Source organism: Bradyrhizobium sp. SZCCHNPS1003, from assembly GCF_032381555.1.
Classification (GTDB): domain Bacteria; phylum Pseudomonadota; class Alphaproteobacteria; order Rhizobiales; family Xanthobacteraceae; genus Bradyrhizobium.
Genome location: NZ_JAUHIU010000009.1, coordinates 89,279 through 103,179, shown reverse-complemented (window position 1 = coordinate 103,179; position 13,901 = coordinate 89,279). Strand labels below are relative to the sequence as shown.

Sequence of the window (13,901 nt, the reverse complement as noted above, 5' to 3'; positions counted from 1 at the left end):
CACATGGACTTCTCTCTGTTCAAGCACGCTGTCTCGGCACAGTTCAAGAAGATGCGCGACGGCCATCTGTTCTGCACGGCGGTCGACAAGGACCAGCTCTGGGACGCCTATCTCGAAAGCTTCCCGGCCGGGTCCAATCCGGTTTTCCGCGAGCGCAGGGAGCATGACTGCAGCTGCTGTCGTCAGTTCATCCGCGCGGTCGGCAACGTGGTCGCGATCGTCGACGGCAAGCTGGTCTCGATCTGGGACGGAAAGGTGTCCGATCCTGTCTACCAGGCAGTCGCCGATGCGATGTCGCGGCTCGTGAAGTCTCGGGCGATCGCTGACGAATTTTTCCACCACGAGGCGTCGGTTGGAACCGACAAGAACTTCGAGGACGTTCTCGGCAAGGTTCGGGCCTGGGAGCACTTCCACCTGCACCTGCCGGCAGGCCGGGTCATGCGTGGCGACATGCTGGCTACCAAGCGTTCCGAGATCCGCTCGGCGCACGACTTGTTCCATCGTGCCCTGACCACCATCTCCATGGACTCGATCGACACCGTTCTGGAACTGATCGGCCAGAACTCGCTCTACCGCGGCCACGAGCACAAGTTCGCCGTGGAGGCCTTCCGGAAGGCCAAGGTGGCGTTCGATCGGCTACCGCAAGATCAGCGCGACCCGTTCGTCTGGCTCGCTGTGAAGGCCAATCCAGGGTCTGTGACGGGCATCCGCAACACCTCGATCGGCACCCTGCTCATCGACCTGTCCGAGGGCATGGAGATGGAGAACGCGGTCCGCAAGTTCGAGGCCATGGTGGCCCCGGAGAATTACAAGCGGCCGACCGCCCTGGTGACCAAGGCCATGATCGAGAAGGCCAAGGCCACAATCACCGAGCTGGGTCTGACGGGTGCCCTGGAGCGGCGCTACGCCCGCACGACGGACATCTCGGCGGCCAACATCCTATTCGCGGACAACGCGACCCGGAAGGTGATCGACGGCGACGTGTTCGACTCGATCCCGGTCAAGTCGAGCACCCGGAAGATCGACAAGGTTGAAGAGCTGCCGATCGAGAAGTTCCTCTCGCAGGTCGTTCCGAGCGCCGAGTCAATCGAGGTGATGTTCGAGAACAAGCACATCTCGAACCTGGTAAGCCTGATCGCGCCGGTCGATCCAGGCGCCGCCCGGCTATTCAAGTGGGACAACAACTTCTCCTGGTCCTACAACGGCGACATGGCGGACGGCGTCCGTGAGCGCGTCAAGCAGGCCGGCGGAAACGTCAGCGGCGACCTGTGCTGCCGGCTCGCATGGTCGAACTACGACGATCTCGATTTCCACATGCGCGAGCCGGATGGGAACGAGATCTATTTCGGCAACAAGGGCCAGCGGTCTCGCTGCGGTGGCATGCTGGACGTCGACATGAATGCCGGCGGCGGCAAGAGCCGACATCCGGTGGAGAACATCTTCTATAGCTCGCAATCGACGATGCGGGAGGGCGTCTACGAGCTGATCGTGGAGAACTTCTGCAAGCGAGAGTCGGTTGATGTCGGCTTCGAGGTCGAGATCGACTGGCTCGGCCAGATCACGCGGTTCGCCTATCCCAAGGCGGTCCGCCACAAGGAGAAGATTTCCGTCGCGAAGCTCAAATACTCCCGAGCCAAGGGCATCGAGATCATCTCCTCAATGCCATCCACGCAGTCGACCAAGACGGTCTGGAACATCGCGACCCAGGCCTTCCACCCCGTCAACCTGATGATGCTGTCCCCGAACTATTGGGACGGGCACGGCGTCGGCAACAAGCACTACTTCTTCATGCTCGAAGGCTGCCTGAACGACGGACAGGCGCGCGGGTTCTTCAACGAGTTCCTCCGCGAAGATCTCTCCAAGCATCGGAAAGTCATCGAGATCGTCGGCTCGAGGATGAGGACGGCCGAGTCGGCCGCGCAGATCAACGGCCTCGGCTTCTCCAGCACACAGCGCAACGAGATCCTGGCCAAAGTGAAGGGCAATTTCACCCGGACCGTCAAGGTCGTATTCTGAAGGAGAACTGAATGTCAGATTTGTTCGAGAAGGCCTCTCGCCTGAAGCTCCGCTTCCCCTCCCCGCTCGGCGGCGGCGGCCTGACGGTCGAGCAGCTGTGGGACCTGCAGATCAGCAGCAGGGCCAAGAACAGCGCGGACTTGACCAGCATCGCCCGCGAGCTGAACCGCCGGCTCAAGGACAGCAGCACCGACGATGACCTGCCCTGGCTCAGCAGCTCGTCCAAGGCTGACAACGAGCTGCAGCTCGCCTTCGACATCGTCAAGCACGTCGTCGAGACGAAGAAGGCCGAGGCCGAGAAGGCTGCCGAGACCGCGGCGAACCGGGAGAAGAAGCAGCAGATCCTGGCCCTGATCGCCGCCAAGGAGACCGAGGAGCTGGGCGGCAAGTCGCTCGACGATCTCCGCAAGCTCGCTGCAGAGTTGTGATGCGTCGGCCGGGCGGCTTCGTGCTGCCCGGCCATTTGCCTGAATGCAAACAAATAGAGGATCCGATGCCAGAGACGGCAAAATGCACCCTTTGCGCCGCGGTGGAATCACCTGGCTTCTACACCGGCTGCATGGTCAGGGACGGTGAGGTGACTGACTGGCGATGCGATGGAAAAGGGCACCTTACCCGCGCGACCTTCCGTGAGGCCCTCGACATCTTCTACCAGGGTTGCCAGCGGATCTCCGAGGAGCACCGCGCAGCGAAGTACTCGTCGATCCCCAAATACACCTGGCACATCGTGGAGCTGAACAAGCGTTGGAAGATCATCCAGGGGACCGGCGTCCACTGCTTCGTCGACAAGGCGACCGGTGACGTCCTCAAGGCCGAAAGCTGGTCCAAGCCGGCCGAGCACGCCCGCGGCAACATATTCGACGAGCACAACGGGCTCGAGAAAATGGGACCGTACGGTCCGGCTTATCTCCGATGAGGCCCTACGGAGCCAAACGCACCTTTGCCAGGTGCCGCACCTTCATTCGCAGGATGGGCGGAAAGGTCCACGTGGTCATCACAGTCAAGAACCGCAAGCGAGACAGGGCTGCGGCAAAACTCACGACAAAACGGGAAGCGGAGGCGTCATGACTGAGAGCGAATTGAGGGCTGTCCGGCAAGTCGAGCAGACTCCGGTTATGATTGGACCGATTGACGGTCATGATCGGACGTTGCTCTACGGATACGACAGCGACGCCAACACCTGGCACGTCTATCAGGCGAACGGTGAGCTGCATCGCGTGATCTATATCGGATCGAATCCATCTCCCGAGTCGCACGATAACGGGCCGGAAATGATCCCGGCTGCGCTCATCCCGAACAAGCGCCTCTACCCCGAGGCCTGCGACTTCGACTTCTGTTTGAAGCTCGCCTCGCTCGGCGTCTACCTTCCATTCACCACCTACGGCACGCTTGGGGATCTCTCCGCTCGCGGCCCGTTCATTGGGAAGACATTCTGATGAAGGAATACGCATTCGACGTGAAGCTTTGGGCGGTATGCCGCGTCAAAGCCGAGGACGAGAAGCAGGCGCGCGAGGCAATGAAGATTGCCCTGGATTGCGTCGATGTTGGCTTCAAGTTCGGACCCGACATCGACGGCTGTGAGGTCTCGCTGACTGAGGCCAGCATCGAGGATGAAGGTGACAGTTCCGAGCTGATCGAAATCGATGGGGAGGCAGTCTGATGGCCAAGACATTCACTGACCTGCAGAACCGGATCATGGCGCGGGCCATCTCGCAGAGCGTCAGCGAGACCATCTACCTGCGCAAGGGACACTTTCCAGCGACGCGAAGCCTCATCGAGAAGGGCTTCCTCGATCCTAACTGCTACGGGATGGTCCAGACCCAGCACGTGACGCCGGAGGGCAAGACCGCCTTCTTCACGGAGCACGGCGACGTGTTCGCGATCGAGGACATCTACGACAACTGCTGGATCGTCTTCGAGGATCGCAAGGTGATCGCCAAGCCGCGCAGCGAGGAGAACGCCAGGCGCATCGTCGCCGCGCTGAAGGTGCTTCGCCAGGAGGACCGCCTTGAGCAGAAAGCCGTAGCTTGATTTGCTTTTTCATTTGCATGAATGCATATAATTGCTAACGTGCCCGCACCCAACCAGACGAGGAACACATGTCCAGCACCGCGGCAGCGCCCGCAATCTACGTTCCGTCGCCGCAGCAGGCTGCCTTTCAGAATGAGGCCTGGAACGGGACCAGCTCGATCGTCCTGATCGCCGTGGCCGGCGCCGGCAAATCGACCACGATCGTCCATACGGTCAGCCGCATGCGTGGCAGCAGCGTCATCCTGGCGTTCGGAAAAAAGATCGCCACCGAGTTGAAGGAGAAGCTGAAGAAGCTGGGCATTGACTGGAAGAAGGCCGAGGCCTCGACCTGCCACGCCATCGCGCTTCGGAACTACCGCAAGCGCTTCTCCGGCGTGAGGATCGACGAGGAGAAGGTCGGCCGGATCACAGCCGGCTGGATCGACACCAACCGGATCGATGCGTCACTCGCACCGCACGTCGGTGTCGTGGTCCAGCTCGTGGGCCTTGCCAAGCAGTCAGGCGTCGGCATCGAGGGCTGCGGCGACATCGAGGATACCTCGGTCTGGGAGGATATCGCCGAGCACTTTGACCTGTTCGACGAGGAGGCCACGCAGAAGAAGGCCGACGATCTGATCGAGCTGGCGATCGACGTGCTGAAGGAGTCGAACAGCAATCCGGACGTCATCGACTTCAACGACATGATCTATCTCGCCCTGCTCTATCGGGTGAAGATGTGGCAGTACGACACGGTCATCATCGACGAGGCGCAGGACACCAACACGGTGCGCCGGCTGCTGGCTCGGGCGTTGATGAAGCCGAATGGCCGGCTGTTCGCGGTCGGCGACCCCCACCAGGCCATCTTCGGCTTCACCGGGGCCGACAACGACAGCCTGGACATCATCAAGCAGGAGTTTGGCGCCAAGGAGATGCCGCTCACGGTCACCTACCGGTGCCCGAAGACGGTGGTCAAGTTTGCCCAGACATGGGTCAATCACATCCAGGCTCACCCGAGCGCGCCGGAAGGCAGGATCAGCCTCGAAACCTTCGAGCAGATGATCCAGCAGCGTGACCGGCTGAACGGCGATTCGGCGATCCTGTGCCGCAACACCAGGCCGCTCGTGAATGCAGCCTTCGCCCTTATCCGGGAGAAGGTGCCGTGCCGGATCGAGGGCCGCGACATCGGCGAGCAGCTCAAGAAGCTGGCGACCCGCTGGAAATCCATCAACACCATCCCCGAGCTGGAGGAAAAGCTGGAGGACTGGCTGGAGAAGGAGAAAGAGCGCTGGCTGCCGAAGAAGAAGATGTCGAAGGTCCAGGAGGCCGAGGACAAGTTCGAAACCCTCAAGGTCATCATGGATGCGTGCCGTGAGGACAAGCACGACCTCATCTCTTCGGTCGTTAGCTATATCGACTGGATCTTCGCCGACAACGTCCAGGGCATCCTGACGCTCTGCACGATCCACCGCGCAAAGGGTCGTGAGTGGAAACGAGTCTACTGGCTGGACCGGTTCAGCACCTGCCCGTCCAAATACGCCAGCATGCCCTGGGAGAAGGAGCAGGAGATCAACCTGCAGTACGTGGCCGCCACGCGCGCCATGGACGAGCTGATCGACCTGATGCCGCCGCTGCCCAAGGTCAAGCCGGTCAACGATAACCAGCAGCCCGCCCAGGGCCAGCTGCCACTGACGCAGAAGGTGGCTTGATGCTGCCGAAGCTCGTCTACCCCTACGGCCGGCCTCCTGATGGGAGTTCGGTCCTCTGGCGGTGCGAAGCCCAGCGATATTCCGTGTGCATCGATCCTGACGCCGACCGCTACGGCGTCACGGATCCGCAGCTGGAAATGCGCTGGCATCGCATCATCAGCCGAACCCCGAAAGGGGCCTGGATCAGCGGACGCTTTATCCTGCTGACAGCAACCAAGCGATGGGCCTGTCCGACCGAGGAAGAGGCCCTCGAATCTTTCATCGCCAGGAAGCGTAAGCAGATCAACATCCTGAGCCACAAGCTCCATCGCGCGGAGCAGGACCTGGCGCTCGCCTTTCCCCATATGCACGTCCTCAGACTTGCTTGAATGCAAACAAAGGAGTTCCCATGAACGGATGTATCGTGTGGAAGGGTCCGTCCGAGGTGGACGGCAGCCCCATTATGCTGATCGCCACCGGCCTTGAGGATGGCGGCAGCAACTCCAAGACCGGTGCGATGGCGCAGCTCTACATCCTGCGCCAGGACATGAACCCGCTGAAGGCGAGCCAGACCGGCGATGACAAGGCGATCTGCGGCAGCTGCATTCACATGGGCAGGGTGGTCACCGACCTCAAGACAGGGCTTCGCCGAAACGAGGGCCGCTCCTGCTACGTGATGCTGTGGCGCGGTCCGCACGTTGTCTTCGACGCCTACCAGCGCGGCGTCTATCCCGAGGTCACGCTCGCCAAGGCCCGCAAGCTGCTCGCCGGCAAGCGCGTCCGTGCCGGCGCCTATGGCGATCCTGGCGCGATCCCGATGGCCGTCTGGGAGACGATCCTGGCGAAGGTCCACGACGTCACCGGCTTCACCCACATGTGGCGCGAGAAGCCTGAGCTGGCGGCGTTCTGCATGGCCTCCTGCGACACCGAGATCGACCGCGTGCTCGCCAAGGCGCTCGGCTTCCGAACCTACCGCGTGCGTCCTGAGGGCGCTCCGAAGCTCGCCGGTGAGGGTCACTGCCCCGCGTCCAAGGAGATGGGCAAGGCCACTCAGTGCGCCCAGTGCCTGCTCTGCGGCGGCCACAAGACCGCGGCGAAGGCCGACATCACCATCCAGGTCCACGGGCCCGGCCGAAACAACTTCCAACCAGTGCTGCAGGCTGCGTAATGGCCAAGAACGCTGAATATTTCGGCCGCGGCTCCGTTGGCCTGCTCGAATCGCTCGATGGCGAGGAGGACATCGCGAGCCTCATCAGAACCTCGCGCGGCAGCAGCCGCTCCACCCTGCGCACCACCGATCACCGCCGCCACGATGAGGCGGAGGATGGCTACGACGAATTGGACTTCGCATAGGAGACGACATTGGACGACGAAAAGATCAAGCGCCAGATCGCCGAGAAGATGGTCGATGACGCTCTTGCAGCCGGCTACACGATCGACGTGTGGGACGGCGGTGATTTCCCCCTGAAGCAGAGCAGCGACCGCGAGGCGATCCTCAAGGCAATGTTCTCGACCGACGAGGACAGGCTGTACCTGACCAAGGACGGCAAGACCGCCTGGGTGTGGCTGGTCTACGGCAACAGCTACCACCTGATCAGCGATTACACGATCAGCCTCGCAACGGTCCTGGCCGGCGCCGAGAAGCTCTCCGATGAGCTGGAGGACCAGTATGGCCAAGCTGCTTAAGGAGGCGTTTGGCTTCAAGGCCGAGCAGCGCGTGCGTCTCAAGATCGAGACCAAGGGCGCGGACCACGAGGACATCGAGCACACGATGCCGGCTGGCTCGATCGGCATCATCGACCACATCGAGGTCTACACCGGAAGCCAGGGGATCGTATTCCACGTCTGGATCCCCGTCGACGAGACCAACGAGCGCGGCATCGTCAATTCGTTCGACCAGCTCGATGGACCAATCACTAACTTCCTGGAGGCACTGTGAAGGAGAATCAGGAGCTTACGGAGGCGTTCGGCTTCAAGGTTGGCCAGAAGGTTCGGATCCTTGAAGAGACGATGGGTTCGGATCACGAGGACATTGAGCACGTCGTGGCGGCCGGCGCTACAGGAACGATCGAGATCATCGAGGTTCTGCGGGCGCAAGGCACTGCATTCCACGTCGCCATCCCGGTCGACGACACCAACGAACGTCACATCGTCAACGTCTTCGATGAGCGCGACGGTCCCATCACCAATTTCTTGGAGGCACTATGACGAAGCGTAATTTCCGATCACCGCCGTTGTTCTATGTCGCGCAACGGAAGGACGGAAAATGGGTACTGATGGCGACCGAGCCTGTGCTCAGGACGGCGGCCGTACGTCTCGTCGCGTCGGCGTGGAAGGAAGGCAACCTCGCCCGCATCCGGGATGCTGATTCGGTGAGGAAGGCTGCATGATCGTGGGTGCTGATTTGCATAAATACAACCGCGTGTCCTCTAAAAATCACAGGACCGGTGTTTACATGGCGGTAGGAACATTCCTTTGTTCGTGGTGTATAGGCCTGTTGGCCGCCGCCGTGACACGATCGGGACCACAGCAACGAGGTGGGAAATGCCATCGCAGGCACCCGACAACGAGAAGTTTCTGACCGGTGAGGAGACCAAGCTGTGGCGGATTTCCCGCGGGCTGAACCAGGCCGAAGTTGCCCAGTGGCTCGGCATCACGCCGCAGGCGGTCAGCAAGCAGGAGCGGCGCGGCGTCTCAAAGATTGTAGCATTGGCGCTGGCGGCGCTCGACCGTGGTCTACCGCCATTTCGTCCATCCCAGGAGGACTACGACGCCACCGAGAATAAGGGAAAACGGGAATGAAATCTTCCATCGTAGAGGATCCACCTAATCCCGTTCGTAGGGAGATCAACCCGCGCTTCAAGAGCCGGCTGCCCGTCATCATCGGACGGGCATGCGACTGCCTCGTCAGGATCGAGCCCGAGATCAAGAAACTCGAAGTCTTTCTGAGGGAGTTCGCAGAGTATCTCGACTTCGAAATCGAGAAGGTCCGTCTCGAGATTGCGAAGACGGAATGGCAGGATCGAGTCGATCGAGCCCAGCTGGATGATGCTAGGGAGTGGCTCGCAAAGCTTCGTCAGCTTCGGAAGGACTTCGACATCGACCTGATGACAGCCCCTTCAGGCTACATCAGGTCAATGGTCGCTAGGGTCGAGACGCTCTTTGGAGCTATCGACGTAAGTCAGTGCTGACTTACAAGCGCACGATCACGGCGACGATGGCGATCTCAGCGACATCGTCAAATGCCATCCGCTCTTCATCGCCGGCCGGCATCGTCTTCGTCATGACGAGGCCTCGCTCGTCGATGCTGGTCAGCAGTCGAACCTTCGACTTCCCGTCCTTGCCGGTCACCAGGATCATGTCACCGGCAACGGGATCACGGCGCTTCGTGCCGTAGCAGAGCGACCCTGCCTTCAGCCACAGACCAAACGAATCATCCGGCACATGGAACGCGAAGCCCGTCTCGTCTCCGTCAAGCTGAGGCGGAGCCGGAACGTAGCCATCCCTTCGGCTCGAAGCTGCAGCCTGCAACGAAGCCGGCAGAGCGGACACATGCTTGAACTCGACGGTCGCCGTCCTGGCGGCGATAGGACGCAGTCCAGCGCGCTTCGACATCCCTTCCGGGACTTCTGTGCCGTTCTCCTCCGTCTCAGCTCCGAGAGCCTCCATGACCTTCTTCGTGATCGGGATGCCCGAAGCGTCCGCGATCTTCGCAAGAGTCTTCTGAGTAGGAAGGAAAGGATGCTCGGGGTTGTTGAGGAGGCGCAGCAAAGTCGACGGAGCGAGTTCCGCCTTCCTTGCAAGCTCCGTAGCATTCCACCGCTTTCGATCGAGGATGTAGTCGATCCACTCGATCACGACCTGCTTCGGAGTTTGTGCTTTTGTTTTCGCTGCCACTTTTTCGAGAGCCAAGGTCATTGCAATGCGCCTTTTTCTATCAGTCTTTAGAAAATGAAACTAGGGTTGAACGGGATTTCCTCCCAGAATCGTTTTCGAGCTGTGATCTTCTGGTCAAGAATTCCGTTTGCATGCCGGCCCCATCCATTTGTTTGGATGCTAACACCTCTCCCCTAGTCTAGGTTTCAGGCGAATGCAACGAAATTTTCGTTCGTCATCCGTTCTTGTTTTTCCACAAATATATAATAATATCAATAGCTTGCCGCTTGCGAGGCGGGCGCAGCAATTTTGAGCATTGCTAACAATTGCCTGAACTCCTGCAAATGCAGGCCTGCATGTACAATGGCGATCGCATCTGCAACATGCTCATTGTCCAGATGCAACTCGCCTTTCCGGTTCAGAATCTTACCGCCTTTCCCAGTCGTGTCGCGGTCGTAGAGCTTCCAGGGAGCCTCTGGATAGCGCCGCGCAGCCCAGGAGATGATCTCCGGCTTCTCGGCCTTTGGATTGCCCACGCTCCCCTTCTTCGTCTCCAGCGGCATGACCTGGAAGAGCGGGATCTGGATCGACGCGAGAACGCCAGCGGCAGCTCCAAAGCCGTAGGAGGCTCTTGCAGCCTTGGCGCCTGACGGGATCTCCGCAAAGGCCACCGTGCAGCCGGCAAGCTCCTCGTGGAGCCCGGCATGCAGCTCTCGGGCACGTCGCAGGTCATCCGAGTTCTGCCGGATCAGCTTCTTTTTGCCGGCCAGCTTCTCGGTCGAGATCGTTCGGAATCTATCGAGCTTCAGTTCCAGCGTGCTGAGGTCGAGCCACATTCGGGCGATCCCGAAATTGGCGAACGCCGGATCGAGGCCGGCTACGAGGATGGGGTTCATCGGTCCCTAGTGGGTGTCGGTGTTGCCGCATCACCACATCTCGTGGCTTGCCTTTGCATTTGCATTCAGGCAAATACATCACCCCTCGCCGGCCGTCAAGCTGGCGACAGCCAACAAGAAACATCGCATGAGCCTCAGAGCACTCACCTGGGCGTTCGACCTTGTCGACGCGGATCTCACACCCACCCTCAAGCTGGTCCTCATCACGCTGGCGAACTACGCCAACGAGAAGTTCGAGACCTATCCGAAGCAGAGCACGATCGCCGTCAAGTCCTGCTTGACCCGGCAGACGGTCTGCACCGCACTGACCAAGCTGGAAGATCTCAACCTCATCACCTCCACCCAGCGCTACTACGACAACGGCGGATTCCGCTCGAAGGTCTACCGGCTGAACGTGCCGGCGGCGCTGGAGGAGAGCATCAATGATGATGACCCCCTGTCAAATACCCCGACACCGGGGGTGTCAAATTCCCCGACACCGGGTGTCAGCGACGATGACAGGGGGTATCCGCCTCCCCGACGAGCCCTGTCAAATACGCCGACAAGGGGTGTCGGCGAGGCCGACAACAATAACCGTGTACTAGAACCAGACTCAGAACCGAAACCAGAACCACGTCGCAAGCAGCGACGGACGGCGGAGTGGCCTTCGGATTACGAGGAGCAGTTCTGGGCGGTTGTTGCCAAGAAAGTCGGCAAGGAAGCTGCACTGGCCAAGCTCGCCCGGATCGAGAAGGCCGACAAGGTCGAGTTCAAGGACATCATCGAAGGCATGCGCCGGTACGCAAACAGTCCGGACGTGCGTCGAGACCTCCGTGATCCGGATCGTCGCCGGTTCGTCATGCATCCGACAACCTGGCTCAACCAGGGCCGGTGGTCGGACGAAGACGGTATGCCGCCGGAGTCATCCGATGATCGCCATCGCCGGGTCCTGGCACGACGCACGGTGGCGATCTGATGGCCGGCGTCGATGTCGGAAAGGTGCTGGCTGAGCACGGTATCAAGCTCAGGTCCCTGAAGTTCGGCAACCAGTACACACTCTGTCCGATGTGCTCGCACACGAGGAAGGGGGCTCACAAGAAGATCCGATGCCTCAGCGTCAAGATCGACGACCGAGGCGTCGTCTGGAATTGCCACCATTGCGCATGGAGTGACGGAGAGAATGCTAAGCGAGAAGCACGCGAGAGGACTGGAGGACAGAGGCCTGTGCCCCGAACTGGCGGTGGTTATGGGGCTCTACAGCGGGACTCTCTCGCGCGATGGGCAGGACAAGGTCATCGTCGTTCCGGACCCGGACGGTAAGGTTCTGTGTTGGCCCTACTTCGAAGAGAGCGACGTCGAGGTCAACTGCAAGTACCGCTGGGCACAGGACGGCGAGCGCCGTTTCATGCAGAAGCGGAACGCTGCCAAGACCCTCTACAACGCGAGGATCTTCTGGGACGAGGCGATCATGAACCGGCTCGAAGCCGGAGCGGAATCGCTCATCTGGACGGAGGGCGAACCTGACTGCCACGCCGTGCTGCTGTCCGGCTACGACACCTGCGTCTCGGTGCCGGACGGAGCGCCGCCGGCTCGCGACAAGAACGGCAAGCTGATCCACGTTCCGGATGACGATCGGGACATCGACCCCGAGGACGATGACAAGTTCTCGTTCATGGGCCGGCTGATGGACGCGCTACAGCGGGTCAAGCACCACATCATCGCCGTCGATGGCGATGAGCCCGGCGGCCGGCTCGCGAAGGAGCTGGTGCGCCGGCTGGGCGCGGCCAAGTGCCTCTGGGTCGAATACCCGAAGGACGAAGTCGTTCCGGACAAGAAGCGCAGAGGCAAGAAGCGCGCTTGCAAGGACATGAACGAGGTCAAGCTGTACCTCGGCGCCGAGAAGGTGCGGGAGCTGATCGATAACGCCAAACCGTGGCCGGTCAAGGGCCTGTTCCGGCTGAGCGACTATCCCGAGGTTGAGATCCCGCCGATGGCTGAGGTCGGGATTTCGGACATCCTCGACAAGCACATGAAGTTCTACCCCGGCCAGTTCGTCGTTGCCACCGGCATCCCGAACGTCGGCAAATCGACCTTCATCAACCAGTGCGCCGTGCTGCTCGCCAAGCGGCACAAATGGCCGGTCGCGATCTTCTCAGGCGAGAAGGACGTCAAGCCGTTCCTGGCCCACGAGCTGATGACCGCCTTCCTCGACAAGCCTCGCGAGGACTGGTCGATGGAGGAGAAGCTGCGTGCGACGGCATTCGTTCAGCGCTACTTCCAGTTCATCGATTACGATGACTCGATGGAAGGCGATATCGACCTGAAGTTCGTCCTGGACACGGCGGCTGCCGCGGTTTTCCGGGACGGCGTGAAGCTGCTGATCATCGATCCCTGGAATGAGCTGGAGCATACCAGGCCGCCAAGCGTGTCGCTGACTGAATACGTTGGAAAGGCTATCAAGCAGATGAAGCGCTTCGCAAAGCAATTCGGCGTCTGCGTCATCGTCGTGGCTCACCCGACCAAGCTGGACCCGAAGGTCACGCCAGGTCTCTACAACATCTCAGACTCGGCGCACTGGGCCAACAAGGCGGACCTGGGCATCGTCGTCAACGCTGATCCCGAGCGCGCGGCAGAGGCGCCGAACGAACGTCAGATCATCATCCCAAAGGTGAGGCTGAAGCGGATCGCCGGCATGACCGGCACCGTGGATCTGACCTTCGACGATCGAGCGAGCCTGTTTCGCAAGTTCGATTTTTGAAAAAATGTTTGCATGAATGCAAACGCTATGGTAGTGCAAACTGGAAAAGGAGAGACCATAGATGTCAGGTTCAGTGAACATGGTGATCCTCGCCGGCAATCTCGGCAAGGATCCTGAGGTGAAGAACCTCAGCAACGGCAAGTCGGTGTGCAACTTCTCGATTGCCACTTCCGAGACCTGGAAGGATCGGGACGGCGAGCGTCAGGAGAAGACCGAGTGGCACAACTGCCAGGTCTGGCAGGAAGGCCTGATCAAGGTCATCGAGCAGTATCTGTCCAAGGGCGACAAGGTTCACGTCGTCGGCAAGATCCAGACCCGCAAGTGGGAAGATCAAGATGGCAAGGATCGCTACTCGACCGAGATCGTGGTCGACAAGCTGACCATGCTGTCCACGAAGGGCAACGGCGGCGGACGTGATGACGACGACCGCGGTGGTCGCTCGCGCAGCCGCGATGATGATGGCGGTGGCCGCTCACGCGGTGCTGACGAGGGTGGTCGAAGCCGCAGCCGCTCCCGCGACGATGACCGCGGTGGCGACGATCGCGGTGGCGGTCGTTCGGCGAGCCGCAGCTCGTCCCGGGACGATCGTGGTCGGGATGACGACAGGGGCTCCTCGCGCTCGTCGAGCCGCTCCTCGTCGCGCAACAACGACATGGACGACGACATCCCCTTTTGAGAGCC

The 13,901-nt window shown here is 60.7% G+C and carries 20 protein-coding genes; 18 read left to right on the top strand and 2 right to left on the bottom strand.

Annotated features, from left to right (window positions below):
- Positions 1-3 precede the first annotated feature (3 nt).
- The 15 genes from QX126_RS16340 (at position 4) to QX126_RS16270 (ending at position 8,902) form a co-directional block, all read left to right on the top strand.
- Entirely contained in the window at positions 4-2,016 is a 2,013-nt protein-coding gene (locus QX126_RS16340; RefSeq protein ID WP_315768516.1) for a hypothetical protein, read from the top strand.
- Between the two features lie 11 nt (positions 2,017-2,027).
- Entirely contained in the window at positions 2,028-2,444 is a 417-nt protein-coding gene (locus QX126_RS16335; RefSeq protein WP_315740045.1) for a hypothetical protein, read from the top strand.
- On the top strand, positions 2,444-2,932 hold the full coding sequence (locus QX126_RS16330; protein WP_315782251.1) for a hypothetical protein: 489 nt from the start codon (positions 2,444-2,446) through the stop codon (positions 2,930-2,932). The genes QX126_RS16335 and QX126_RS16330 overlap by 1 nt, the downstream gene beginning before the upstream one ends.
- A 148-nt stretch (positions 2,933-3,080) precedes the next feature.
- Positions 3,081-3,452 (top strand): hypothetical protein, encoded by a 372-nt coding sequence (locus tag QX126_RS16325; protein ID WP_315768520.1) that lies wholly within the window; start codon positions 3,081-3,083, stop codon positions 3,450-3,452.
- Positions 3,452-3,676 carry a hypothetical protein gene (locus tag QX126_RS16320; RefSeq protein WP_315768522.1) on the top strand — a complete coding sequence of 75 codons (225 nt, stop codon included), beginning with the start codon at positions 3,452-3,454 and terminating at the stop codon, positions 3,674-3,676. Before QX126_RS16325 ends, QX126_RS16320 begins: the two co-directional genes overlap by 1 nt.
- Positions 3,676-4,047, top strand: a complete 372-nt coding sequence (locus tag QX126_RS16315) for a hypothetical protein (protein WP_315782249.1) — start codon at positions 3,676-3,678, stop codon at positions 4,045-4,047. Before QX126_RS16320 ends, QX126_RS16315 begins: the two co-directional genes overlap by 1 nt.
- A gap of 68 nt (positions 4,048-4,115) precedes the next feature.
- Positions 4,116-5,732, top strand: a complete 1,617-nt coding sequence (locus tag QX126_RS16310) for an ATP-dependent helicase (RefSeq protein WP_315768525.1) — start codon at positions 4,116-4,118, stop codon at positions 5,730-5,732.
- A complete protein-coding gene (locus QX126_RS16305) occupies positions 5,732-6,100 on the top strand; it encodes a hypothetical protein (protein ID WP_315768527.1) in 369 nt (122 codons plus the stop codon). The genes QX126_RS16310 and QX126_RS16305 overlap by 1 nt, the downstream gene beginning before the upstream one ends.
- Positions 6,101-6,120: 20 nt before the next feature.
- On the top strand, positions 6,121-6,879 hold the full coding sequence (locus QX126_RS16300) for a hypothetical protein (RefSeq protein WP_315768529.1): 759 nt from the start codon (positions 6,121-6,123) through the stop codon (positions 6,877-6,879).
- Entirely contained in the window at positions 6,879-7,064 is a 186-nt protein-coding gene (locus QX126_RS16295; RefSeq protein WP_315768531.1) for a hypothetical protein, read from the top strand. The genes QX126_RS16300 and QX126_RS16295 overlap by 1 nt, the downstream gene beginning before the upstream one ends.
- Before the next feature lie 9 nt (positions 7,065-7,073).
- Entirely contained in the window at positions 7,074-7,397 is a 324-nt protein-coding gene (locus tag QX126_RS16290; RefSeq protein ID WP_315782246.1) for a hypothetical protein, read from the top strand.
- The gene (locus tag QX126_RS16285) at positions 7,381-7,650 is read left to right on the top strand and encodes a hypothetical protein (RefSeq protein ID WP_315740036.1); all 270 of its coding nucleotides are present in this window, start codon (positions 7,381-7,383) and stop codon (positions 7,648-7,650) included. The genes QX126_RS16290 and QX126_RS16285 overlap by 17 nt, the downstream gene beginning before the upstream one ends.
- Positions 7,647-7,919, top strand: a complete 273-nt coding sequence (locus tag QX126_RS16280) for a hypothetical protein (protein ID WP_315768536.1) — start codon at positions 7,647-7,649, stop codon at positions 7,917-7,919. The genes QX126_RS16285 and QX126_RS16280 overlap by 4 nt, the downstream gene beginning before the upstream one ends.
- A 336-nt stretch (positions 7,920-8,255) precedes the next feature.
- Positions 8,256-8,513 (top strand): hypothetical protein, encoded by a 258-nt coding sequence (locus tag QX126_RS16275; protein WP_315740033.1) that lies wholly within the window; start codon positions 8,256-8,258, stop codon positions 8,511-8,513.
- Positions 8,510-8,902 (top strand): hypothetical protein, encoded by a 393-nt coding sequence (locus tag QX126_RS16270; protein WP_315782244.1) that lies wholly within the window; start codon positions 8,510-8,512, stop codon positions 8,900-8,902. Before QX126_RS16275 ends, QX126_RS16270 begins: the two co-directional genes overlap by 4 nt.
- A 1-nt stretch (position 8,903) precedes the next feature.
- Here QX126_RS16270 and QX126_RS16265 read toward each other — a convergent pair whose 3' ends face one another.
- Positions 8,904-9,629 carry a helix-turn-helix transcriptional regulator gene (locus tag QX126_RS16265; RefSeq protein ID WP_315740031.1) on the bottom strand — a complete coding sequence of 242 codons (726 nt, stop codon included), beginning with the start codon at positions 9,627-9,629 and terminating at the stop codon, positions 8,904-8,906.
- A 230-nt stretch (positions 9,630-9,859) separates the two neighbouring features.
- The gene (locus QX126_RS16260) at positions 9,860-10,483 is read right to left on the bottom strand and encodes a hypothetical protein (RefSeq protein ID WP_315768540.1); all 624 of its coding nucleotides are present in this window, start codon (positions 10,481-10,483) and stop codon (positions 9,860-9,862) included.
- A gap of 22 nt (positions 10,484-10,505) precedes the next feature.
- Here QX126_RS16260 and QX126_RS16255 point away from each other — a divergent pair, with 22 nt between their 5' ends.
- From QX126_RS16255 to QX126_RS16245, 3 genes are all read left to right on the top strand, one after another.
- Complete coding sequence (locus QX126_RS16255) at positions 10,506-11,438, top strand: helix-turn-helix domain-containing protein (RefSeq protein ID WP_315782241.1); 933 nt, start codon at positions 10,506-10,508, stop codon at positions 11,436-11,438.
- A gap of 270 nt (positions 11,439-11,708) precedes the next feature.
- Positions 11,709-13,220 carry a DnaB-like helicase C-terminal domain-containing protein gene (locus tag QX126_RS16250; RefSeq protein WP_315782239.1) on the top strand — a complete coding sequence of 504 codons (1,512 nt, stop codon included), beginning with the start codon at positions 11,709-11,711 and terminating at the stop codon, positions 13,218-13,220.
- A gap of 61 nt (positions 13,221-13,281) precedes the next feature.
- Positions 13,282-13,896: a single-stranded DNA-binding protein gene (locus QX126_RS16245; protein WP_315782238.1), complete on the top strand. Its 615-nt coding sequence runs from the start codon at positions 13,282-13,284 to the stop codon at positions 13,894-13,896.
- Positions 13,897-13,901: the final 5 nt, after the last annotated feature.

What these genes read in the sequence shown, in the direction of transcription:
- QX126_RS16330 (WP_315782251.1), top strand. Translation starts at nt 2,444, where the DNA reads ATGCGTCGGCCGGGCGGCTTCGTGCTGCCCGGCCATTTGCCTGAATGC.
- QX126_RS16335 (WP_315740045.1), top strand. Translation starts at nt 2,028, where the DNA reads ATGTCAGATTTGTTCGAGAAGGCCTCTCGCCTGAAGCTCCGCTTCCCC.
- QX126_RS16310 (WP_315768525.1), top strand. Translation starts at nt 4,116, where the DNA reads ATGTCCAGCACCGCGGCAGCGCCCGCAATCTACGTTCCGTCGCCGCAG.
- QX126_RS16315 (WP_315782249.1), top strand. Translation starts at nt 3,676, where the DNA reads ATGGCCAAGACATTCACTGACCTGCAGAACCGGATCATGGCGCGGGCC.
- QX126_RS16340 (WP_315768516.1), top strand. Translation starts at nt 4, where the DNA reads ATGGACTTCTCTCTGTTCAAGCACGCTGTCTCGGCACAGTTCAAGAAG.
- QX126_RS16320 (WP_315768522.1), top strand. Translation starts at nt 3,452, where the DNA reads ATGAAGGAATACGCATTCGACGTGAAGCTTTGGGCGGTATGCCGCGTC.
- QX126_RS16285 (WP_315740036.1), top strand. Translation starts at nt 7,381, where the DNA reads ATGGCCAAGCTGCTTAAGGAGGCGTTTGGCTTCAAGGCCGAGCAGCGC.
- QX126_RS16270 (WP_315782244.1), top strand. Translation starts at nt 8,510, where the DNA reads ATGAAATCTTCCATCGTAGAGGATCCACCTAATCCCGTTCGTAGGGAG.
- QX126_RS16275 (WP_315740033.1), top strand. Translation starts at nt 8,256, where the DNA reads ATGCCATCGCAGGCACCCGACAACGAGAAGTTTCTGACCGGTGAGGAG.
- QX126_RS16250 (WP_315782239.1), top strand. Translation starts at nt 11,709, where the DNA reads ATGGGGCTCTACAGCGGGACTCTCTCGCGCGATGGGCAGGACAAGGTC.
- QX126_RS16325 (WP_315768520.1), top strand. Translation starts at nt 3,081, where the DNA reads ATGACTGAGAGCGAATTGAGGGCTGTCCGGCAAGTCGAGCAGACTCCG.
- QX126_RS16295 (WP_315768531.1), top strand. Translation starts at nt 6,879, where the DNA reads ATGGCCAAGAACGCTGAATATTTCGGCCGCGGCTCCGTTGGCCTGCTC.
- QX126_RS16300 (WP_315768529.1), top strand. Translation starts at nt 6,121, where the DNA reads ATGAACGGATGTATCGTGTGGAAGGGTCCGTCCGAGGTGGACGGCAGC.
- QX126_RS16260 (WP_315768540.1), bottom strand. Translation starts at nt 10,483, where the DNA reads ATGAACCCCATCCTCGTAGCCGGCCTCGATCCGGCGTTCGCCAATTTC.
- QX126_RS16245 (WP_315782238.1), top strand. Translation starts at nt 13,282, where the DNA reads ATGTCAGGTTCAGTGAACATGGTGATCCTCGCCGGCAATCTCGGCAAG.
- QX126_RS16305 (WP_315768527.1), top strand. Translation starts at nt 5,732, where the DNA reads ATGCTGCCGAAGCTCGTCTACCCCTACGGCCGGCCTCCTGATGGGAGT.
- QX126_RS16265 (WP_315740031.1), bottom strand. Translation starts at nt 9,629, where the DNA reads ATGACCTTGGCTCTCGAAAAAGTGGCAGCGAAAACAAAAGCACAAACT.